Annotated in this window: 17 protein-coding genes and 1 pseudogene; 12 read left to right on the plus strand and 6 right to left on the minus strand. The window is 63.9% G+C overall.

All coding sequences use genetic code 11. The features are described 5' to 3' along the window. Positions 1-99: 99 nt before the first annotated feature. The 4 genes from HUW43_RS05145 to carA form a co-directional block, all read right to left on the minus strand. Entirely contained in the window at positions 100-732 is a 633-nt protein-coding gene (locus HUW43_RS05145; protein WP_188236370.1) for a rhomboid family intramembrane serine protease, read from the minus strand. Positions 733-758: 26 nt separating this feature from the next. Then, the gene (gene greA, locus HUW43_RS05150) at positions 759-1235 is read right to left on the minus strand and encodes a transcription elongation factor GreA (protein ID WP_120219950.1); all 477 of its coding nucleotides are present in this window, start codon (positions 1233-1235) and stop codon (positions 759-761) included. 96 nt (positions 1236-1331) lie between these two features. Next, on the minus strand, positions 1332-4652 hold the full coding sequence (gene carB, locus HUW43_RS05155) for a carbamoyl-phosphate synthase large subunit (RefSeq protein WP_188236371.1): 3321 nt from the start codon (positions 4650-4652) through the stop codon (positions 1332-1334). A 136-nt stretch (positions 4653-4788) separates the two neighbouring features. Continuing rightward, entirely contained in the window at positions 4789-5985 is a 1197-nt protein-coding gene (gene carA, locus HUW43_RS05160; protein WP_188236372.1) for a glutamine-hydrolyzing carbamoyl-phosphate synthase small subunit, read from the minus strand. Between the two features lie 131 nt (positions 5986-6116). Between carA and HUW43_RS05165 the strand changes: the two genes are divergently transcribed. The 8 genes from HUW43_RS05165 to HUW43_RS05200 all read left to right on the plus strand — a co-directional run bounded on the left by HUW43_RS05165 (position 6117) and on the right by HUW43_RS05200 (position 13915). Then, on the plus strand, positions 6117-6569 hold the full coding sequence (locus HUW43_RS05165) for a GatB/YqeY domain-containing protein (protein ID WP_188236373.1): 453 nt from the start codon (positions 6117-6119) through the stop codon (positions 6567-6569). Between the two features lie 110 nt (positions 6570-6679). Then, on the plus strand, positions 6680-7051 hold the full coding sequence (locus tag HUW43_RS05170; RefSeq protein WP_223181306.1) for an endonuclease domain-containing protein: 372 nt from the start codon (positions 6680-6682) through the stop codon (positions 7049-7051). Then, positions 7048-8925, plus strand: coding sequence for a DNA primase (gene dnaG, locus HUW43_RS05175; RefSeq protein WP_188236375.1), 1878 nt, complete (start codon positions 7048-7050; stop codon positions 8923-8925). Before HUW43_RS05170 ends, dnaG begins: the two co-directional genes overlap by 4 nt. A 37-nt stretch (positions 8926-8962) precedes the next feature. After that, a complete protein-coding gene (gene rpoD / locus HUW43_RS05180; protein ID WP_188236376.1) occupies positions 8963-10975 on the plus strand; it encodes an RNA polymerase sigma factor RpoD in 2013 nt (670 codons plus the stop codon). 329 nt (positions 10976-11304) lie between these two features. Next, a complete protein-coding gene (locus HUW43_RS05185) occupies positions 11305-11601 on the plus strand; it encodes a PspC domain-containing protein (protein ID WP_188236377.1) in 297 nt (98 codons plus the stop codon). A gap of 275 nt (positions 11602-11876) precedes the next feature. Beyond that, on the plus strand, positions 11877-12545 hold the full coding sequence (locus HUW43_RS05190) for a DUF6975 family protein (protein ID WP_223181301.1): 669 nt from the start codon (positions 11877-11879) through the stop codon (positions 12543-12545). A 102-nt stretch (positions 12546-12647) separates the two neighbouring features. Continuing rightward, a complete protein-coding gene (locus tag HUW43_RS05195) occupies positions 12648-13493 on the plus strand; it encodes an AAA family ATPase (protein ID WP_188236379.1) in 846 nt (281 codons plus the stop codon). Beyond that, on the plus strand, positions 13493-13915 hold the full coding sequence (locus HUW43_RS05200; protein ID WP_188236380.1) for a GFA family protein: 423 nt from the start codon (positions 13493-13495) through the stop codon (positions 13913-13915). The genes HUW43_RS05195 and HUW43_RS05200 overlap by 1 nt, the downstream gene beginning before the upstream one ends. 42 nt (positions 13916-13957) lie before the next feature. On the opposite strand, the gene HUW43_RS05205 is transcribed toward HUW43_RS05200, so the two are convergent. After that, on the minus strand, positions 13958-15355 hold the full coding sequence (locus HUW43_RS05205) for a methyl-accepting chemotaxis protein (protein WP_223181302.1): 1398 nt from the start codon (positions 15353-15355) through the stop codon (positions 13958-13960). Positions 15356-15964: 609 nt separating this feature from the next. On the opposite strand from HUW43_RS05205, the gene HUW43_RS05210 reads away from it, so the two are divergent. From HUW43_RS05210 to HUW43_RS05225, 4 genes and pseudogenes are all read left to right on the plus strand, one after another. Then, entirely contained in the window at positions 15965-17911 is a 1947-nt protein-coding gene (locus HUW43_RS05210; RefSeq protein ID WP_188236382.1) for a ribonucleoside-diphosphate reductase subunit alpha, read from the plus strand. Between the two features lie 120 nt (positions 17912-18031). Beyond that, a complete protein-coding gene (locus tag HUW43_RS05215) occupies positions 18032-19096 on the plus strand; it encodes a ribonucleotide-diphosphate reductase subunit beta (protein ID WP_188236383.1) in 1065 nt (354 codons plus the stop codon). Positions 19097-19215: 119 nt separating this feature from the next. Beyond that, positions 19216-19446 carry a hypothetical protein gene (locus HUW43_RS05220; RefSeq protein ID WP_188236384.1) on the plus strand — a complete coding sequence of 77 codons (231 nt, stop codon included), beginning with the start codon at positions 19216-19218 and terminating at the stop codon, positions 19444-19446. 246 nt (positions 19447-19692) lie between these two features. Beyond that, positions 19693-20845: pseudogene (locus tag HUW43_RS05225) on the plus strand (IS3 family transposase). Between the two features lie 199 nt (positions 20846-21044). On the opposite strand, the gene HUW43_RS05230 reads toward HUW43_RS05225, so the two are convergent. Beyond that, positions 21045-21431 carry a hypothetical protein gene (locus HUW43_RS05230; protein ID WP_188236385.1) on the minus strand — a complete coding sequence of 129 codons (387 nt, stop codon included), beginning with the start codon at positions 21429-21431 and terminating at the stop codon, positions 21045-21047. Positions 21432-21891: the final 460 nt, after the last annotated feature.

The following is a 21891-nucleotide window of genomic DNA, read 5'->3' on the forward strand; positions in this document are numbered from 1 at the left end:
TCGGGCCTCGGCAGGGGACGTTCGGCGTCTCCCCGGAACACAGCGGCGCGGACGATGACGGCTTGCTTCGTGAAGCCGCGCATCGTTCCGCCGTCGCCGCTAGCGCGCGCCGAAACGCCAGCGCAGCAGCGGCCGCGCAAGGAACAGGCCCGCGAGGAACCCACCGACATGCGCCCAGATCGCAATTGCGCCGAACCCGGCGCCGCCCGCGAAGCCGAGGAGGATCTGCACGCCGATCCACGCCGCCGCGAGCCAGAGCGCGCGCACCCAATGGCCGGGAATCGGTCCGATCGCGGGCGCCTGGCTGCGGCTGAAGATCAGTGCGAACACCGCGATCAGCGCCGATATCGCGCCGCTCGCACCGATCATCGGCACAGCCGAGGCGGGATCGGCGAGATATTGGGCGAGTGCACCGCCATAGGCGCCCGCGACCAGCAGCACCGCCATCGCCCTGGCCCCCAGCGGCGCTTCCAGCTGGCGACCGATGAACAGCAGCACGACCATGTTGAACGCGATGTGCAGCACCCCGCCGTGCAGGAACGCCGACGTCAGCGGCGTGAGAACAAAGGGCACCAGCGTCCCCGGCGGCACGATCAGCTCGGCGCCCAGGCGCGCGGGAATGAAGCCCGCGCGCACGACCGCGTCGATCTGGTATCCGGTGATCCAGAGCAGCACGAACAGGATGACGCAGGCAAGCGCATAGCCCGTGACCAGCGGCGCATCGCGTTTCATCGACCCGATCCGACCCCGGCCGCGCGTCAGATGAACTCGATCTTGGTCACCAGATAATATTTGTCGCCCGACGGCACGGTGACTTCGACCTCGTCGTCGACGCGGCGCCCGATCAGCGCCCGGCCGAGCGGCGAATTATAACTGATCTTGCCCGCCTTCGCGTCGGCTTCCGCCTGCCCGACGATCTGATATTTGACCGGCTTGTCGTCCTCGTCGGCAAGGGTGACGGTCGCACCGAACACGATGCGGTCGCCCGACAGCGTCGTGGGGTCGATCACCTGCGCGCGCGAAAGCTTGTCCTCAAGGTCGCCAATCGTCGCCTCGACCTGGCCCTGGCGTTCCTTGGCGGCGTGATATTCGGCATTTTCCGAAAGGTCGCCATGCGCGCGCGCTTCCTCGATCGCATCGACGATCAACGGTCGCTCGGCTTTCAGCGCCGCGAGTTGCGCGGTCAGCTTTTCATAGCCTTCTGCCAGCATCGGAACCTTTTCAACGCTTGCCATTATCCTGTTGTCCTTCGTCAATAATCCTGCCCCGGCGGTTGCGCGCCGGGCGGCTGAGCCGCTGTTTCCGTCGATGTGGGGAGGTGGAGCGGTGGTTCAATAATAGTCCTGAAGCGGCTTTACTTCAAGGGAGTGCGCGCGCAGCGCCCCGATCGCCTGCGTCGCGGCATCGCTTGCCGCGGCGGTGGTGTAATAGGCGATGTCGGCGGCAAGCGCCGAAGCGCGGATCGATTGCGAGTCCTGCAAGCTCTGCCAGCCTTCGGTGGTGTTGAAGATCAGCTGCACGTCGCCATCCTTGATCCGGTCGACGATGTGCGGGCGGCCTTCGGCAACCTTGTTCACGCGTTCGACGTCGATCCCTTCGCCCGCCAGATAGTCGGCGGTGCCGCCGGTCGCGATCACCTTCCAACCCCAGGCGCGAAGCCGTTTGACCGCGCCGACGATGCGCGGCTTGTCGCTGTCCTTCACCGACACGAACAGGCGGCCGTCGGTCGGCAGGCGGTCGCCCGCGCCGAGTTGCGCCTTGGCAAAAGCCAGGTTGAAATCACGATCGATTCCCATGACTTCGCCGGTGGACTTCATCTCCGGCGACAATACCGGATCGGTGCCGGGGAAGCGCGCGAAAGGAAACACCGCTTCCTTGACCGCGACATGGTCGATGTCGCGGTTGATGCGCGGCAGGTCGGCAAGCTTTTCGCCCGCCATCACGCGCGCGGCGATCTTGGCGATCGGCGAGCCCACCGCCTTGGCGACGAATGGCACCGTGCGGCTCGCGCGCGGGTTGACCTCGATCAGATAGACCTCGCCGTCCTGCACGGCGAACTGGATGTTCATCAGCCCGCGCACTTGCAGCGCGCGCGCGAGCGCGTCGGTCTGCCGCTCGATCTCGGCGACAATGTCGGCAGGCAGGCTGTAGGGCGGGATCGAGCAGGCGCTGTCGCCCGAATGGACCCCGGCTTCCTCGATATGCTGGAGCACGCCCGCGACAACCACGTCGGTGCCGTCGCAGAGCGCGTCGACGTCGACCTCGATCGCGTCGCGCAGATAGCGGTCGATCAGCACCGGCGAATCCCCCGACACCTGCACCGCCGTCTCAATATAATGTTCAAGCTGCGCGGAATCGTCGACGATCTCCATCGCGCGGCCGCCCAGCACATAGGAGGGGCGCGTCAGCACCGGATAACCGATGCGCGCGGCGACCGCGACGGCTTCCTCGCGGCTGCGCGCGATGCCATTGGCAGGCTGCTTGAGGCCGAGCCTGTTGACAAGCGCCGCGAAACGCTCGCGGTCTTCGGCGAGGTCGATCGCATCGGGCGACGTGCCCAGGATCGGAATGCCGGCCTCTGCCAGCGCCTGCGCAAGCCTGAGCGGCGTCTGCCCGCCGAACTGGACGATCACGCCCGCCAGCGTGCCCCGCGACATTTCGACGTGCAGGATTTCCAGCACATCCTCCACGGTCAGCGGCTCGAAATAAAGGCGGTCCGACGTGTCATAGTCGGTCGACACCGTTTCGGGGTTGCAGTTGACCATGATCGTTTCATAGCCCGCCTCTTCCAATGCGAAGCAGGCGTGGCAGCAGCAATAGTCGAACTCGATCCCCTGCCCGATCCGGTTCGGGCCGCCGCCCAGAATCACGACCTTCTTGCGATCCGACGGGTTCGCTTCGCATTCGGGTTCGCCGAAGGTCGGCGCTTCGTAAGTCGAATAGAGATAGGGCGTCCTGGCCTGAAACTCCGCGGCGCAGGTGTCGATCGTCTTGAACACCGGGCGCACGCCGAGCTTGTGGCGCAGCGCGCGCACCTCGGCTTCGGTCACGCCGCCGGTCATCGCCTTCACCGCTTCGTGGATCAGCCCGCCGCCGCGCGCGGTCGCGCGGCGCGCGCCGGGCTGAAGGTTCGCCGACTGGAGCGCCAGATAGGCAAGCCGCTTGTCGGAAAAGCCCATGGCTTTCAGCCTGCGCAGCCCAGCGGCATCGCGCGGCAGGCCGTTTTCGCACACTTCGCGCTCGGCCGCGACGATCTCGGCGATGCGATCAAGGAACCACATGTCGTAACCCGCGACGCGGTTGATCTCTTCGAGCGGCAGCCCCTCGCGGATCGCCTGTGCGGTGTTGAGCAGCCGGTCGGGGGTGCGCTGCGCCAGTTCGTTGCGCAATTGCTCGTGGCTCGCACCGACAAGCCGGTCGACGAAATTGAAGCCCGACAGCCCCGTTTCGAGGCCGCGCAGCGCCTTCTGCAAAGACTCGTGGATCGTCCGCCCGATCGCCATCACCTCGCCGACCGATTTCATCGCGGTCGACAGCGTCGCTTCGGCGCCCTTGAACTTTTCAAAGGCGAAACGCGGGATCTTGGTGACGACATAATCGATCGTCGGTTCGAACGACGCCGGGGTCACCCCGGTGATGTCATTCATGATCTCGTCCAGCGTGTAGCCCACAGCCAGCTTCGCCGCGACCTTTGCAATGGGAAAGCCCGTCGCCTTCGACGCCAATGCCGACGAACGCGACACGCGCGGGTTCATCTCGATCACGATCAGGCGGCCGTCCTTGGGATTGACCGCAAACTGGACGTTCGACCCGCCTGTTTCGACGCCGATCTCGCGCAGCACGGCGATGCTCGCACTCCGCATGATCTGATATTCCTTGTCGGTCAGCGTCAGCGCGGGGGCGACGGTGATGCTGTCGCCGGTATGCACGCCCATCGGATCGACATTCTCGATCGAACAGATGATGATGCAATTGTCGTTGCGGTCGCGCACCACCTCCATCTCATATTCTTTCCAGCCGAGGAGCGATTCCTCGATCAGGACTTCGGTGGTGGGCGACGCGATCAGGCCGCCGCGGACGATAGCCTCGAACTCCTCGCGGTTATAGGCGATGCCGCCGCCGGTGCCGCCCAAGGTGAACGACGGGCGAATGATCGCGGGCAACCCGGTGCGTTCGAGCACCGCGAACGCCTCGTCAAGCGTGTGCGCCACGCCGCTGCGCGCGCTTTCCAGCCCGATCCTGTCCATCGCGTCGCGGAACTTCTGCCGATCCTCCGCCTTGTCGATCGCCTCGGCATCGGCGCCGATCATCTCGACACCATATTTGGTCAACGTGCCGTCGTTGAACAAAGCCAGCGCGGTGTTGAGCGCGGTCTGCCCGCCCATCGTCGGCAGCACCGCGTCGGGGCGCTCCTTTTCGATGATCTTCGCGACGATCTCGGGCGTGATCGGCTCGACATAGGTGGCGTCGGCCAGGTCGGGATCGGTCATGATCGTCGCCGGATTGGAGTTGACGAGGATGATGCGATAGCCCTCCTCCTTCAGCGCCTTGATCGCCTGCGTCCCCGAATAATCGAACTCGCACGCCTGGCCGATAACGATCGGGCCGGCGCCGATGACGAGGATGGATTGGATGTCGGTTCTTTTGGGCATTTAATTGCTCTTTATCAGTGCGAGGGCGGAGACGACTGAGGCTGCGATCGCGATCCGTTCGCCGCGACGGATGGACTTTATCCCTCCGACTATGATCTTCCTTCTTTCCGTATCAACCACCGCTGTGGAACGTCGATCAACGAAGCCCACCGACAAACGTCTCGAACAGATAGAAACTGTCCTGCGGTCCTGGGCTCGCCTCGGGGTGATATTGCACGCTGAACGCCTTCTTGCCCGCGATCGCGATGCCGCAGTTCGATCCGTCGAACAGGCTCCTGTGCGTTTCGACCACCCCCGCGGGCAGCGTCGTCGCATCGACCGCAAAGCCGTGGTTCATGCTGGTGATTTCGACCACGCCATCGGCGAAATCGCCGCCGACGCGCTGGACCGGATGGTTCGCGCCGCGGTGCCCCTGGTGCATCTTCACCGTCCGTGCCCCCGCGGCGAGCGCGAGCAGCTGGTGGCCGAGGCAGATGCCAAAGATCGGGACATTGCGGTCGAGCAGCCCCCGGATCACCGGCACCGCATAGTCGCCCGTCGCCGCCGGATCGCCGGGGCCGTTGGACAGGAACACGCCCGCAGGCTCCAGCGCCAGCACCTCGTCGAGGGTCGCGGTCGCGGGGACCACGGTGACGCGCGCGCCGGCCTTGACGAGGCTCCGGAAGATATTGTCCTTCGCGCCATAATCGATCGCGACAACGTGGGGGCGTTCGCTTCCCTCCGCAGTCGCATAGCCGCGACCCAGCGCCCACGCGCCGCCGGTCCATTCGCCGGTGTCGGAGCGGCTGACCGCTTTCGCAAGGTCCAGCCCCTCCAGCCCCGGCCAGCTCCGCGCCATCGCCAGCAGCGCGTCCATATCGAACTTGCCCTCCGCGCTGTGCGCGATCACGCCGTTCGGCGCGCCCGCATCGCGGATGCGCCGCGTCAGCGCGCGCGTGTCGATGCCCGCCAGGCCGATCACGCCCTGCTCCGCCATCCATTCGGGCAAGGTCTGGACGCTGCGAAAATTGCTGGGCTGCGTCGGCAGCTCGCGCGTGATGCACCCCAGCGCGCCATGCACGCCGCGCTCCATATCTTCGGGGTTCGCACCGACATTGCCGATGTGCGGGAAGGTAAAGGTGATGATCTGCCCGGCATAGGAGGGGTCGGTCAGGATTTCCTGATAGCCGGTCATCGACGTATTGAAACAAATCTCGCCTACCGCGGCACCTTCGGCGCCATAGCCGACGCCCCACAGGATCGTGCCGTCGGCAAGGACGAGCACGCCGGTGGCGCCGGACGGCTGGCTTTTGGGCGCGACTGATGGGTTGGCCAAAGGGCTGGCAGGTGCCATTTAACATGCTCCGGACGGGGGGCTAAACGGCCGACCAATTAGGCGGCAAAAAAGTGATTCACAAGCTATCGGATTTGGAATCTTCCCGCTAGAGAGGGCCTTTCCGAAATTTGAGAGCCATGGGGACACGCATGATTCGCGATGACATCAAGGCTGCGCAGGTTGCCGCGATGAAGAGCGGTGACAAGGCGCGCCTGGGCACGATCCGGCTGATGCTGGCCAAGATCAAGGACAAGGACATCGAGCTGCGCACCGGCGCCGCGCCGGCCGACGACGATGTGCTGGTGACCGACGTTTTGCAGAAGATGGTGAAGCAGCGCCGCGAATCGATCGCCATGTACGAACAGGGCGGACGGCAGGAGCTTGCCGACATCGAAGCGGCCGAGGTTGCGGTGATCGAGGATTTCCTGCCCGCGCAACTGAGCGACGACGAAGCGACAGCGGCGATCAGGGCGATCGTCGACGAGCTGGGCGCAACGAGCCTGAAGGACATGGGCAAGGTAATGGCCGCGGTGAAGGACCGGCTGGGCAGTCAGCTCGACATGAGCAAGGCGAGCGGGTGGGTGAAGGCGGCGCTCAGCTGAAACATGCCCTCCCCTAATCCCTCCCGCCAGCAGGTGGGGGACAGACGGACGGCGAGCGCATATTCTCCCCTCCCGCTTGCGGGAGGGGTCGGGGGAGGGCCTGTTTGGACATGGGCTGCAAGCGACCGACCGCACGCTCCCGCGAGCTGATGCGGAACGCCACCGACGCCGAACGGAAACTCTGGGTGCAACTGAGTGGCCGCGAAATCGCCGGCACTCGCTTCAATCGCCAATTCCCGATCGAACCCTTCACCTGCGATGTCGTCTCGCGGTCCGCAAAGCTCGTCGTCGAAGTCGATGGCGGGCAACACGCCGTTGATGTAGAAAAAGACCGGGCGCGCACGGCCCATTTGAAAGCACAGGGTTATCGGGTGATCCGTTTCTGGAACAATGATGTGATGGACCGGATCGAGGGCGTCGTGGCCGAAATAGAGCGGGTTCGTAGAGACATGCCCTCCCATAAATGGGAGGGGGACCGATGACCCTCACCCCCCAATGGCTCGACGAATTGCGCTCGCGCATCACGCTGTCGACGCTGATCGGCCGCACGGTGAAAATCACGCGCGCCGGGCGCGAATATAAGGCCTGCTGCCCCTTCCATAACGAAAAGACGCCCAGTTTCACGATCAACGACGAAAAGGGATTCTACCACTGCTTCGGCTGTTCAGCGCACGGCGATGCGATCCGCTGGATGACCGACCAGCGCGGCCTGTCGTTCATGGACGCGGTCAAGGAGCTTGCCGCCGAAGCCGGGATGGACGTCCCCGCCCCCGACCCGCGCGCCGCGAAAAAGGCCGAGGAACAGGCGAGCCTGCGCGACGTGACGCAAGCGGCGGCCGACTGGTTCGCGCAGCAACTTGGCAGCAGCAACGGCGCCGCCGCACGCGAATATCTGGCGAAGCGCGGGATCTCGGACGCGACGCGCAAGGCCTTTGGCTTCGGCCTTGCCCCCGACAGCCGCACGGCGCTGAAAGAGGCGCTGAAGCAGTTCCCCACGGCGATGCTCGTCGAGGCAGGAATGCTGATCGCGGTCGACGACAAGGAGCCATATGATCGCTTTCGCGGCCGCCTGATGATCCCGATCCGCGACGCGCGCGGGCGGGTGATCGCCTTTGGCGGCCGCATCCTGGGCGATGGCGAGCCCAAATATCTCAATTCGCCCGACACGCCGCTCTTTGACAAGGGGCGCACGCTCTACAATCTCGACAGGGCCTCGCCCGCCTCGCGCCAGACCAACCGGATCATCGTCGTCGAGGGCTATATGGACGTCATCGCGCTGGCCGAAGCGGGGATCGCCGATGCGGTCGCGCCGCTCGGCACCGCGCTCACCGAGAAGCAGCTCGCGATGCTGTGGCGCCTGGTGCCGGTGCCCATCCTCTGCTTCGACGGCGACAGCGCGGGGCAGAAGGCGGCGATGCGCGCCGCAACGCGCGCGCTGCCGCTGCTCCGCCCCGGTTTCAGCCTGGCCTTTGCGACGCTTCCCGCCGGGCAGGATCCCGACGATCTGGTCCGCGCAAAGGGAGCCGCCGGTTTCGCCGCGATCCTGGACGAAGCGCAGCCGCTCGTCGAACGATTGTGGGCGCATGAAGTCGCCGCCAGCCCGCTCGCGACGCCCGAGCAGCGCGCGGCGTTGAAAACGCGGCTGCTCGCCCATGCCGATGCGATCGAGGATGCCGATGTGCGCCACCATTATCGTGAGGCGTTTCGCGAAAAGATCGACGCACTGTTTGCAAGGGCGCGGCGCGACGAGGGCCCCCGCATGCCCTGGGCGCCGCAGCCAGGGCGCGGCGGCCGCCGCTTGGCGCCCGACCCGCGCTTTCAGCCGCCCGCCGCGGAAACACGCGCGCTCGGCCAGGCGGGGATTGCGGGACCGCTGGTGGCAGCCTTGCTCGGCGGCCTGCTCCGTTATCCGGAGGCCATCCGGCGCAACGAAGAGGCCCTGACCCGCCTCGCAATCCCCGATTCCGGCGACGCTGAACTGCTCGGCAGGATGCTTGACATCGCCAATGCCCGCGAAGGGCTTGATTGCGAGGGGTTGCTTGCCATATTGGAGCCGATGAAAGTGTATAATAGGGCGATGACATTGCTCAGAGCCGATGGAATGCACTTCTCGTTCAATCGACGGCTCGAAGGCGAAGAGGTTGATGCGGCACGCGAAACCGCGCTGCGCGACCTCGACGAATATATCGGCGTGCTCGTGACGCAGCCCGAAATCCGTGCCCGGCTTGCCGAGGCAACCGCGGATTATATGCGCACGATGGACGATGAAGGCCATGCGCGGCAGCAAAAGCTGCGCGCGATGGACGAGGATCTGACCCGCCGCCTGGCCGCGCTGTCCGACAGCCGCAGCCAGTAGCGACCCGAAAAAATGCCCCCGCAGGCAAGGAACGAATATGGCCACGAAAAACGAAGCCGATACCGACGCCCCGCTGATCGACCTTAACGAGGCCGACGTCAAAAAGCTGATCGCGCGCGGCAAGAAGCGCGGTTACCTGACCTATGACGAGCTCAATGAGGCGCTGCCGCAGGACCAGATGTCGTCGGAGCAGATCGAGGACATCATGTCGGCGATTTCCGACATGGGCATCAACATTGTCGAAAGCGACGAGGATGTGCAGGAAGAGGCCGAGCAGGAAGCCGACGACGACATCGACATCAGCGTCGGCACGGGTTCGGTGTCGAACCCGGCAATCGAGAAAAAGAAGGAAACGGTCGATCGCACCGACGATCCCGTGCGCATGTATCTGCGTGAAATGGGCGCGGTCGAATTGCTGTCGCGCGAGGGCGAAATCGCGATCGCGAAGCGCATCGAGGCCGGTCGCGACACGATGATCCTGGGGCTGTGCGAAAGCCCGCTGACCTTCAACGCGATCATCGAATGGTCGAACGCGCTCAACAATGGCGACATGCAGCTGCGCGAAATCGTCGATCTGGAAGCGATGCTGTCGAAGGATCCTGCACCCGAAAATCTGGACGAGGACGGCGCCGAGGACGACGGCGAAATCAGCGAAAAGACCGCCGGCGTCTCGTTCAAGGACGAGGACGAGGTCGAGGAAGAACCGTCGGCCGATTCGGATGACGAGGATGGCGACGGCGCGGCGGGGAAGCGCGAAAGTTTCGACGATGACGATGAGGACAACACGCTGAGCCTCGCGGCGATGGAGGAATTGCTCAAACCCGATGCGCTGGAGAAATTCGCAAACATCACCAAGAGCTTCAAGGCGTTCCAGAAGCTTCAGGAAGCCCGGCTTGAAGCGCTGTCGGGCGGCGAGGAGTTTCCGGCGGCGTCGGAAAAGAAATATCACAAGCTGCGCGAGGAACTTACCGCGCAGGTCGAAAGCGTGCAGTTTCATGGCACCAAGATCGAATATCTGGTCGACCAGCTCTACAGCTACAACCGCCGCCTGACCGCGCTCGGCGGCCAGATGCTGCGCCTAGCCGAGCGCCACAAGGTGCCGCGCAAGTCGTTCCTCGATCATTATGTGGGGCGCGAGCTTGAAGAAAACTGGCTCGAAGAAGTCGCGGGCATCGACAAGAAATGGGCGGCCTTCGCCGAGAATGAGGCGGCAGCGGTCGACCGCATCCGCATCGAAATCAGCGAAATCGCGCAGGCCGCGGGCATGAGCCTGGCCGAGTTCCGCCGTGTCGTGAACATGGTCCAGAAGGGCGAGCGCGAGGCGCGCATCGCCAAAAAGGAAATGGTCGAGGCGAACCTGCGCCTCGTCATCTCGATCGCCAAGAAATATACGAACCGCGGCTTGCAGTTCCTCGACCTTATTCAGGAAGGCAATATCGGGTTGATGAAGGCGGTCGACAAGTTCGAATATCGCCGCGGCTACAAGTTCAGCACCTATGCGACCTGGTGGATCCGGCAGGCGATCACCCGCAGCATTGCGGATCAGGCACGCACGATCCGCATTCCGGTCCATATGATCGAGACGATCAACAAGCTGGTGCGGTGCAGCCGCCAGTTCCTGCACGAGAGCGGCCGCGAACCTACCCCTGAGGAAATGGCCGAGCGGCTGTCGATGCCGCTCGAAAAGGTCCGCAAGGTGATGAAGATCGCCAAGGAGCCGATCAGTCTCGAAACGCCGATCGGCGACGAGGAAGACAGCCACCTCGGCGATTTCATCGAGGACAAGAATGCGGTGATCCCGGTCGACGCCGCGGTGCAGTCGAACCTGAAAGAGACGGTGACGCGCGTTTTGGCGTCGCTGACGCCCCGCGAGGAACGCGTGCTCAGAATGCGCTTCGGCATCGGCATGAACACCGACCATACACTTGAAGAGGTCGGCCAGCAGTTCAGCGTGACGCGCGAACGCATTCGCCAGATCGAAGCGAAGGCGCTCCGCAAGCTCAAGCACCCGTCGCGGTCTCGCAAGATGCGCAGCTTCCTCGACCAATAGGCGCGGGCCTGTAACCCGCTGACGACATTCATCGAATTATGACGGCGGCCGGTCTAACCGGCCGCCTTATTTTCGCGCGGCCCTTGTAGGGAAAAGACCGCCGCCCATATCGGCGACGCTCTCCCCCGAGTTCACGCCATGAAAATGATACAATATGATGGTGACACTTCCCGACTGATGGGACAATTTTCCAGTTCATGCGCCGTTCGCGCGACAGCGCATGGGTCGAATCGGCCGGAAATCCACGCATCTGAACAATTGGCACGCCCTTTGCGAAGCATGGGGCACGAGCGCGGGGCTGAGCCCGCAGCCAGAGGAAAGACGCAATAATGCAGAATGAAACCACCAATCTCTTCCGCCGCCGCGACACCTTTTTCGGCATCTGCGAGGCCGTGGGCCAGGATTTCGGCTTCAACCCGCTCTATCTGCGCCTGGCGTTCATCGCGCCGCTCTTCTTCTTTCCGGTGCAGAGCTTCGCCGCCTATTTCGGACTCGGCCTCGTCGTGCTCGTGTCGCGCCTGCTTTTTCCGGCCAGGGTTGCGCCGGCAGCCACCCCCGCGCTCAGCATGACCGAGGGCGGCGCGCAGTCGGCGCCCAAGGCCGACGAGATCGCACTCGCCGCTTGAGCCGAAACGGCCGGGTTCTCCCTCTCCCCGAGTCCGCCGTTTCGCTCCGATGGTGCGCTTCGCGCGCCATATATGGGACCGCCGAGCTTCTCCCCAAAAGGCTCGTCGGTCCCTTTATCCTTTTTGCGGCGCCGACCGGCGCTGTCCCCGCCTGAAACAATCGCGCGGCAAATCCGTCCGCCCGTATAAACGCGTCGTTTACGACGTTCGCCTATGACGGTTCGCGAACCATTCCATCGGCTTGGCCCCGGTCAGGCTCCAGAAAGGAACCCGCGTTGAGCCAGTCGCCGCAAATCCGCATGCCGACGCGCAGCGCCGCCGAACTGCTCGACGCGCTCGTCGCGCGCGAAGGCACCGGCGCGCATCCGCACATCCGTTCGGGCGCGCTGTCGAGCGGCACCGACGCGATGCGCAACCTCGCCGACGCCGCCCATTTCCTCTGCCTGCTCCACGGTCGCCATCCCGGCGTGATCGACAGCGCGGCGCGCAAGGCGGTCGATCCAGCCGCGCGCGCGTGGATGGACCAGGCCGCCGCCGCCTTTGTCGACGAGCGCGCTTTCCTGTCGAAGATTGCCTCGGCGGCCGGCCCGGTGCCGAGCACAGCGGGTCAGGCGCAATGCGAGGCCGCGGTCGCCGCGCAATGCAAGGCGCTCGACATGCTCGCCGAATCAGACCGTCACGGCTGTGCGCTCGGCGCGGCGATCGCGCTGACGCTCGACTGGCGCACGATCCGCGTGCTGCTCGACATCAGCGCGCAGCGGCTCGACCTCGTGTCGCCCGCTTGCTCGCTGCCCGACCTTCCCGGCACCGCGCGGCTTGCCGCGAGCGCGGCCGACACACCTGCGGTCGAGCGCGCGATGCTGTTCGGCGCCCAGCAACTGATCGCGCAGCACAGCGGCCTGTGGGATCTGCTGGCGGCGCGTGCCGCCAGCCGGGCCGCCTGACCCTTCACGCCGTGCAGGCGCGCAGCGCCTGCTTACTTGCGCCCCCTCTCTCCCCCCGCTATGCCCGCTTGACGTTCACGTTAAGGGAAAGGCAGCCAGCCGATGCGCTTTGAAGGAACCAGCGCCTATATCGCCACCGACGACCTCAAGGTCGCGGTCAACGCCGCGACGCTCCTCCGCCGCCCCCTGCTCGTGAAGGGCGAACCGGGCACGGGCAAGACCGTGCTCGCCGAGGAGATCGCGAAAGCATTTGACGCGCCGCTGATCACCTGGAACATCAAATCGACGACCAAGGCGCAGCAAGGCCTTTACGAATATGATGCCGTGGCGCGCCTGCGCGACGGGCAACTTGGCGAAGAGCGCGTTCACGACATCCGCAACTACATCAAGCGCGGAAAATTGTGGGAAGCCTTCACTTCGCCCAAGCTTCCTGTGCTGCTGATCGACGAGATTGACAAGGCGGACATCGAGTTTCCGAACGACCTGCTTCAGGAACTCGATCGCATGGCCTTCCATGTCTATGAAACCGACGAAACGATCAGCGCGAAGGAACGCCCGATCGTCGTCATCACCTCGAACAATGAAAAGGAACTGCCCGACGCCTTCCTGCGCCGCTGCTTTTTTCACTATATCAAGTTTCCCGACCGCGACACGATGGCGGCGATCGTCGAGGTGCATTTTCCCGGCATCCAGAAAACGCTGGTGAGCCGCGCGATGGACATTTTCTATGATGTGCGCGAGGTGCCGGGGCTGAAGAAAAAACCGTCGACGAGCGAACTCATCGACTGGCTCAAGCTGCTGCTTGCCGAGGACATGCCGCTCGAAGTGCTTCAGAACCGCGACGTCGGCAAGGCGATCCCGCCCTTGCACGGCGCCCTCCTCAAGAATGAGCAGGATGTGATGCTGTTCGAAAAACTTGCCTTCATGGCGCGGCGACAGGGGGGCTGATGGCGTATAGCGGCGAATGTTCGTGCGGGGCGGTCAAGGTGCGCATCGACGCCGAGCCGTTGACGGTGCGGCAATGCTGGTGCCGCCGCTGCCAGAAGATCGCCGCAGGCGGGCCGACGCACAATGCGATCTTTCCGACCGAAAGCATCGTCGCCGACGGCCCTATGGCGTCGGACAGCTATATCGCCGACAGCGGTAACACGCTGACCCGATGGCATTGCGCGGCGTGCGGCACGCCGATGTTCAGCGCGTCATCGGCGCGCCCGCAGCTGCGCGTCATCCGCCTGGGCGTGCTCGACGGACCGCATGGCTTGAAGCCCACCGTCGCGATCTGGACGAGCGAAGCGCCCGATTGGGCAATCATCGATCCGTCGATGGACCGGTTTCCGGCGCAACCGCCCGCGCCGCCACCCCGAAATTGATCGCGGCGCGGCCGCCCCGCCGTCCCCGCGTGGTGCCCGTCGTCAAAGCTGGTATGCCACCTCGACATCGCCCCAGCGACGACCGTTGATGATCGCGGGCATATAGACGTTGCGCACGGTCAGATAATTGATCCCGTCGCCTTCCTGGCGATAAACCGTCATGAAAAAGGGCGCCGTGCTGCGTTTCGCCGCGGCATCGGTTTCATCGAACAGGATGCGCCCGTTGCGGCAGTGCGCCGTGTCATGTTCAAGGTCGCCGGTCGGCGCGCGCGAACAGTCGGTGATGTGGGTCGGAAGAAAGCCGTTCATGTCGCCCGCCGACGACATCTTGATTTCGGGATGCTGCGCGACGACGCGGTCGAACAGCGGGCGCCAGTTGGCGTCGGCCCAGTCGCTGAGCGTGGTGCGAAAGCGTTCGGGGTTCGAGTTCGGTACACGCACATAATCGGTGTCGAACAATTGTTCCATCGTCAGTTCGCCGCGCGCGAGCGCATGTTCGGCGATTTCGACGAACTCATCGCGCACCTTGGCCGCGAGCGCGACGATCGCCGAATCCTTCGGGCTGACCCCGGCCGAAATCACGGCATTGAACATGCGGTTCGACACATGCTCCATCGTCAGGATCGAATCGCGGGTGCCGATCAGGGTCGCACTGTTGTCGCGCACCGACGCGACCACGCGGTCGACCGCCTCGCGGACCTTGGCCCCGTTTGCGTGGACCATCGCGCTCGACTGGGCGATGCGGTCGCTCTGGTCGTCGAGCAGCGCGACGAGGTGCGTTGCATCGTGAAGCGCATCGGTGATCGTTTCAAACTGCGTCTCGGCGCGGCTCGACTGTTCGACCCCCGACTGGATTTCGGTGACCAGCCCGCTTGCTTCGACGGCGAGGCTGCCGATCGAACGGCGGATTTCGTCGGTCGCTCCGCGGGTATTCTGCGCCAGCTTCTTCACCTCGGCAGCGACGACGGCAAAGGTGCGCCCGGCGTCGCCCGCGCGTTCGGCCTCGATCGCGGCGTTGAGCGCCAGCATATTGGTGGTCTTGGCGATCGATTCGATCGACTGGCTGACCTGCTGCACCTGCTCCATCACCGCGGCGAAATTGGTGACATGTGCGCCCAGTCGCGCGATGAGGTCGATGACCGACCGGAACTCGCTGACCGCCGCGTTGACGCGCTCGGCCCCGACGTCGAGCTGTTCGCGCGCGCGCGCCGAGAGCAGCTTCGCTTCGTCGGTCGAATCGGCAATCTGGCGCTGGTCGGCCTCGAGGCTGACGACATAATTTTCGAGCCGCCCAAGCTCGGCGATCTGGCGGTCCATCTGGTCGGTCGCGCGCTTGATGCGCCCGGCGGCATCGCTGCACCCGACTGCCAACTCGCCGCAATCGCTGGCGACCGACTGGTCGAGAATCGGCGTCGCCGGATTGATCGGATCATATTTCATTGGTCTGCCCACATCCCGGAACGATCGCGAAGCTATGCCCAACATTGGTTAACGCGGCGTCAATGGGTGCGCGGCGGCGATGACGGCTTTGGGGTGGGGAGCAGCCATGGCCCGCTCCCCTTCAGGGATGAGAGCCGCTATGGCCACGTCCGGTCGTCCGCCGCCACAGGCGTGTAAATCCCCTCTCCTTCGCGCTGCCGACTTTTGCGGCCGTATATTTTTCGGCGCCGCGCCTCCGGGCATCGACAGCGACGGAAGGCCGCAGAAACGCTGGCAACGCGCGTCGACGAAGCGCATGACCATCGACCAGTCGAATCAAAATATCGACGAGTTGAGTCCCCGATCCGTCATTTACTCTCTTGCATCGTCGCGCCGACGTGGCACTATGGGTGGTGGGTCGACCACGGGGGCACCCCAATAAATTGTATCAGACTGAAAGTGGCGGATTTCCGTCGCCCATTGCATATGGGCCCGGACAAACCCTGCTTGCGTCCAAAAAAGGGTGCCCACGCGGACGGGTAAAAATGCTAAGGTCGGGGCTTCGCTCCGAGTCGAACAAGACGGGAACACGCGCATCTTTGTGCGCATATGGATCGGGGGGCGAACGGAATGGATTTTCGGGAAAGCGAACGGGTGGAGACGAACGACGTGGCGACGGTGGAACTGACGAAGAATGACGCGCCCGCAGCGCCCGAGGCGAAGCGCGAATCGTCGCTCGCGCCCACGGCGACGGCGGGCGACAGCGGCGAACCCAAGGTTCATGCGCGCCGATTCACTATCGTCACCGATGCGACGCGCGACGCGCTGCTTACCGATTTCGGCAAGGAAACGCTGCAGGACCGCTATCTCCTCCCCGGCGAATCCTATCAGGACCTGTTCGCGCGCGTCGCCGATGCCTATGCCGACGATCAGGATCATGCCCAGCGCCTCTATGATTATATCTCGAAGCTCTGGTTCATGCCCGCGACCCCGGTGCTGTCGAACGGGGGCACCGGCCGCGGCCTGCCGATCAGCTGCTACCTCAACTCGGTCGACGACAGCCTCGAGGGCATCGTCGGCACCTGGAACGAGAATGTCTGGCTCGCGAGCCGCGGCGGCGGCATCGGCACCTATTGGGGCGCGGTGCGCGGCATCGGCGAACCCGTGGGCCTCAACGGCAAGACCAGCGGCATCATCCCCTTCGTCCGCGTGATGGACAGCCTGACGCTCGCGATCAGCCAGGGTTCGCTCCGCCGCGGCTCGGCCGCCTGCTATCTCGACATCTCGCATCCCGAGATCGAGGAGTTTCTGGAGATTCGCAAACCGTCGGGCGACTTCAATCGCAAGGCGCTCAACCTCCACCACGGCGTGCTCGTCACCGACGAGTTCATGGAGGCCGTCCGCGACGGCGCCGAGTTCAACCTCAAATCGCCCAAGGATGGCAGCGTCCGCGGCACCGTCGATGCGCGATCGCTCTTCCAGAAACTCGTCGAAACGCGCCTTGCGACGGGTGAACCCTACATCATCTTCATCGACCAGGTGAACCGCATGATGCCCAAGCATCACCGCGACCTGGGGCTGAAGGTCACCACCTCGAACCTGTGCAGCGAAATCACGCTGCCGACCGGCCGCGACCATCTGGGCAATGATCGCACCGCGGTCTGCTGCCTCTCGAGCCTCAACCTCGAAACCTGGGACGAATGGAACGGCGACAAGCGTTTCATCGAGGATGTCATGCGCATGCTCGACAATGTCTTGCAGGACTATATCGACCGTGCCCCGCCCGAAATGGCGCGCGCCAAATATAGCGCCAGCCGCGAACGCAGCGTCGGCCTCGGCGTGATGGGTTTCCACAGCTTCCTTCAGGCGCGCGGCCTGCCGTTCGAGGGCGCGATGGCGAAATCGTCGAACCTGCGAATCTTCAAGCATATCCGCGCGCAGGTCGACGCCGCCTCGATGCTGCTCGCGAAGGAACGCGGCCCCTGCCCCGACGCCGCCGATCAGGGCGTGATGGAGCGTTTCAGCTGCAAGATGGCGATCGCGCCGACCGCGTCGATTTCCATCATCTGCGGCGGCACCAGCGCGTGTATCGAGCCGATCCCCGCGAACATCTATACGCACAAGACGCTGTCGGGCAGCTTCTCGATCCGCAACCCGCATCTCGAAGCGCTGCTCGTCGACAAGGCGAAGAACAGCGACGCGGTGTGGAACTCGATCCTCGAACGCGGCGGCAGCGTCCAGCACCTCGACTTTCTGACCCAGGACGAAAAGGATGTGTTCAAGACAAGCTTCGAGATCGACCAGCGCTGGCTCTTGGAACTCGCCGCCGACCGCACCCCCTATATCGACCAGGCCGCGTCGCTGAACCTGTTCATCCCGGCGGATGTCGAGAAATGGGATCTGCTCATGCTCCACTATCGCGCGTGGGAACTCGGCATCAAATCGCTCTATTATCTCCGCTCGAAATCGGTGCAGCGCGCCGGCTTCGCCGGCGGGGTCGAGGCCGACAACACGCCGGAGGCGGCGAAATATGAACTCGCGACCACCGACTATGACGAATGCCTGGCTTGTCAGTGACCCGCGCCCTCACCCTCGTCCCCGGACTCGATCCGGGGTCCACGCGGGGAAGCGCAACCCATCGATGGACTCCGGCCTTCGCCGGAATGACGAACAAGAATTGACCCAAGGATAGCCGCCATGCCGTTGTTAGAAGCCCGCAAGACCTACAAGCCCTTTGAATATCCCTGGGCCTATGACTTCTGGAAGCGCCAGCAGCAAATCCACTGGATGCCCGAAGAGGTGCCGCTGGGCGAGGATTGCCGCGACTGGGCGCAGAAGATTTCCGAACATGAACGCAACCTGCTCACGCAAATCTTCCGCTTCTTCACCCAGGCCGATGTCGAGGTGCAGGATTGCTATCACGACAAATATGGCCGCGTGTTCAAGCCGACCGAGATCAAGATGATGCTGACCGCGTTCAGCAACATGGAAACGGTGCATATCGCGGCCTACAGCCACCTGCTCGACACGATCGGCATGCCAGAGAGCGAATATGGCATGTTCCTCGAATATGACGAGATGCGCGCGAAGCACGACTATCTCGGCACCTTCGGGGTCGACAGCGACGAGGATATCGCGCGCACGCTCGCGATGTTCGGCGGCTTTACCGAGGGCTTGCAGCTCTTCGCCAGCTTCGCGATGCTGATGAACTTCCCGCGCTTCAACAAGATGAAGGGCATGGGCCAGATCGTCAGCTGGTCGGTGCGCGACGAAAGCCTGCACTGCGAAGGCATCACGCGCCTGTTCCACGCCTTTGTCAAGGAACGCGGCTGCCTGACCAAGGCGGTGAAAGAGGACATCATCGACTGCTGCCAAAAGACGGTGCGGCTCGAGGATGCGTTCATCGACCTGGCGTTCGAACAGGGTCCGGTCCCCGGCATGACGCCCAAGGAGATCAAGCGCTACATCCGCTACATCGCCGACTGGCGCCTGGGGCAATTGGGCTTCCAGCCGATCTACATGATCGACGAGCACCCGCTGCCGTGGCTCGCCCCGCTGTTGAACGGTGTCGAGCACGCCAATTTCTTTGAAACGCGCGCAACCGAATATAGCAAGGCGGCGACGCGCGGCGACTGGAACAGCGTGTGGACCAGCTTCGACAACCGCAAAAAGGCGAAAGCCAATGACGACGGCGCAGCCGCGCCCGAGCCGAGCGACGACGGCGAAGACATGTTCGCCAAAGCCGGCATCGCCGCAGAGTAACAACCCGATCCCTCCCCTTCAGGGGAGGGGCCGCGAGACTTGCGAAACCTTCGCTCGTCGCTGCGGGGCGGGCCGGACCACTGACGCAAAGCGCGCAGGAAAAAGCCAACGGCCCCAAAATGACCGACAGGAAAAAGCTGAAACTGCTGACCCTGAATCAGCCCCAGCGCGCCACGCTGGAAGGTCTGTCCAACCGCCGCCCGCAACTCCCCGGCGACCCCGTCCGCGACGAACTCGTCGCGCTGGGTCTGGTCGTCCAGCAAGGCGCGAAATGGACGCTGACCCCGACGGGCAGGAAGGTGCTGGCAGCGGGGTCGAACAGGCGGAACTCGGGCGGCTTTTCGGTTTGAGCGCGAGCCGGACGCAATTTGTTCGCGGCGATAACGTAACGGCTTGACCATATCAGCTAGCTAGGCCAAGATCTCATTATGTTCTCATCTGACGCTCCTCTCAGCGATGCGGCTATCAATCTTCTCGCGACCGCGCGAGGTAAGAAATTTGGGACAATCCTGGCTGATCCGCCATGGCAGTTGACCTGCCCCCCGCTGGCTCCCTCGATTTGATGTAGAGTCTGCCCTGAGCGAAGGAGCAGACGAATGAGGAAGAGTCGATTTACCGAGGAGCAGATCATCGGCATGATCAAGGAGCAGGAGGCCGGACTGCCGACTGCCGAGGTTTGCCGCAAGCGCGGGTTGAGCCCTGCGACCTTTTACAAGCTGAAGGCCAAGTATGGCGACCTTGAGGTATCGGAGGCGCGGCGCCTGCGGTTGCTTGAGGAGGAGAACAGCAAGCTCAAGCGGCTGCTGGCCGAAAGCGTGCTGGACAATGCGATCCTCAAGGATCTCCTGGGAAAAGTCTGACGACGCCAGGCCAGCGACGGGACGTGGCGCTCGGCGTGATGCGGGATTACCAGGTCTCACAGCGCCGGGCCTGCGTGCTGGTTGGCGTCGACCCCAAGACGGTCCGGCGAGAACGTCCGCCAGACCATGCCGAGATCCGCGATGAGATGCGCGAGATAGCCGCTCAGCGCCGCCGGTTCGGCTATCGGCGCGTGGGCGTCATGCTCGAACGCAAGGGGCACGTGATGAACCACAAGAAGCTCTACCGGTTGTATCGCGAAGAGGGCTTGTCGGTGCGGCAGCGGCGCGGGCGCAAGCGAGCACGCGGCAGTCGGACGCCGATGCCTGTGCCGCTGCGGCCGAACGATCGCTGGTCGATGGACTTTGTGGCCGATACCTTCGGCGCTTCCCGCAGGCTGCGTATCCTGGCGATCAACGATGACGCCTGCGGGAGAACCTATGCCTGCTGGGTGATACGAGCATCTCTGGCGCCCGGGTTGCACGTGAACTCGACACGCTGGTGCGGCTCTATGGCAAACCGGCCTGCATCGTCAGCGATAACGGGACGGAGTTCACGAGCCGGGCAATCCTGAAGTGGGCGAGCGAGAACCGGGTCGAATGGCACTATATCGATCCGGGCAAGCCGCAGCAGAATGCGTTCATTGAATCGTTCAACGGGTCGCTGCGCGACGAGCTCCTGAATGAAGAGCTGTTCGACAGCCTGGCTGACGCCAGGCGCAAGCTGGCTGTCTGGCGCTACGACTACAACAACGTCAGGCCGCACTCATCCCTGGAGAACCGAACGCCGGCACAAGCGCGCCGGGCGTTCCTGCAAGATGGAAGCATCCCGCCCGGCGCGCTTGTGCCGGCGGGCTTGCACGAATATCAAACCGGCAGACTCTCGTTATGACCGCGGGATCAGCCGGGGGGCAGGTCAGTCCGGATATGTTCGATGACGACGCCGGATTTAAGCTTACCCCCGTTTTGCGTCCCAGAATGCTTTGGCTGCACAATAGTATTCCGGGTATTTCAGCGGACGTCCCATCGACGGTAACGGGGGGTGGTCGGACTTCAGCACCTCTCGGAATTGAGTGATGTCAGCGACAGCCTCAGTCATGGTCCCGTCCACCAGCTCGACAAGACCACGCCCGCGAGATTTCGGCGTCGGTGCCGGATAAAGAGGGTAGATCAACCACACCGTCGAGGGTGGGATACGTTCCGATGCCTGCACCTGCCCGTAAGGGTATAATGGCAAACCACCCTCTCGGGCGTACCGAAAATTCGCGGATGAGGTCGAAGTCGTCGAACCCGCCAAAGGGCTTCAACTTCGCCGGCGGAGCGCCCATCGCCCGATAAGCCCGCAAGACGGTCAGCGCCGCCATGACGAGGGCCGCCCTGTCCCGCCGCACCTCATCCACCGGATCGAAGTCGAAGGCGCGCTCGTCAGGGTTCGCCATCCGGGCATCGAGCTTGCAGACGATGGAGCGGTGCGCCACGTGTCGATGCCACCGCGGTCACAGTCACATGGTCGCGCGGCTCATCCAGCCGGATGGCGTCCGGGTTCGCCGTTGCGGACCCCGCCGGCTGGCGCAGCCATTTGCGCAGCGTCTTTTCAAACGGCTGCAAATCGAGCGTCTCGATAAAGGCGGGGAGCCCGGTGACGGGCTCCCCCTTGTTGAGTTTGCGACCGTGGCGGTCGCCACCCCACGGCGCTCCTCAGGGTCATCGCCATTCATGGCGGCGATGGTCTCGATGATCTCCTCTATCATATCGGGGGCGAGGTTAGGCGATCTTCCAGCGAAGGCGGGGGCTCGTCGTCGTCAGGTTCTTCGAACATACGTGACTGATTGGGTGCCCATTGACGTGACCCCCAGCTTTCCACAAGCTGGGATTAGAGCCGGGCCGTGTCTGCCTTCAGCGCCAATGGCACAGATTTGAGGTTGTGATTTAAGGAGG

Source organism: Sphingopyxis sp. LK2115, assembly GCF_014595975.1.
In the GTDB taxonomy this organism is placed as follows: Bacteria; Pseudomonadota; Alphaproteobacteria; order Sphingomonadales; family Sphingomonadaceae; genus Sphingopyxis.

What these genes read in the sequence shown, in the direction of transcription:
- HUW43_RS05165 (WP_188236373.1), top strand. Translation starts at nt 6,117, where the DNA reads ATGATTCGCGATGACATCAAGGCTGCGCAGGTTGCCGCGATGAAGAGC.
- HUW43_RS05145 (WP_188236370.1), bottom strand. Translation starts at nt 732, where the DNA reads ATGAAACGCGATGCGCCGCTGGTCACGGGCTATGCGCTTGCCTGCGTC.
- HUW43_RS05170 (WP_223181306.1), top strand. Translation starts at nt 6,680, where the DNA reads ATGGGCTGCAAGCGACCGACCGCACGCTCCCGCGAGCTGATGCGGAAC.
- HUW43_RS05185 (WP_188236377.1), top strand. Translation starts at nt 11,305, where the DNA reads ATGCAGAATGAAACCACCAATCTCTTCCGCCGCCGCGACACCTTTTTC.
- carB (WP_188236371.1), bottom strand. Translation starts at nt 4,652, where the DNA reads ATGCCCAAAAGAACCGACATCCAATCCATCCTCGTCATCGGCGCCGGC.
- HUW43_RS05210 (WP_188236382.1), top strand. Translation starts at nt 15,965, where the DNA reads ATGGATTTTCGGGAAAGCGAACGGGTGGAGACGAACGACGTGGCGACG.
- dnaG (WP_188236375.1), top strand. Translation starts at nt 7,048, where the DNA reads ATGACCCTCACCCCCCAATGGCTCGACGAATTGCGCTCGCGCATCACG.
- HUW43_RS05200 (WP_188236380.1), top strand. Translation starts at nt 13,493, where the DNA reads ATGGCGTATAGCGGCGAATGTTCGTGCGGGGCGGTCAAGGTGCGCATC.
- HUW43_RS05220 (WP_188236384.1), top strand. Translation starts at nt 19,216, where the DNA reads ATGACCGACAGGAAAAAGCTGAAACTGCTGACCCTGAATCAGCCCCAG.
- greA (WP_120219950.1), bottom strand. Translation starts at nt 1,235, where the DNA reads ATGGCAAGCGTTGAAAAGGTTCCGATGCTGGCAGAAGGCTATGAAAAG.
- rpoD (WP_188236376.1), top strand. Translation starts at nt 8,963, where the DNA reads ATGGCCACGAAAAACGAAGCCGATACCGACGCCCCGCTGATCGACCTT.
- carA (WP_188236372.1), bottom strand. Translation starts at nt 5,985, where the DNA reads ATGGCACCTGCCAGCCCTTTGGCCAACCCATCAGTCGCGCCCAAAAGC.
- HUW43_RS05195 (WP_188236379.1), top strand. Translation starts at nt 12,648, where the DNA reads ATGCGCTTTGAAGGAACCAGCGCCTATATCGCCACCGACGACCTCAAG.
- HUW43_RS05215 (WP_188236383.1), top strand. Translation starts at nt 18,032, where the DNA reads ATGCCGTTGTTAGAAGCCCGCAAGACCTACAAGCCCTTTGAATATCCC.
- HUW43_RS05205 (WP_223181302.1), bottom strand. Translation starts at nt 15,355, where the DNA reads ATGAAATATGATCCGATCAATCCGGCGACGCCGATTCTCGACCAGTCG.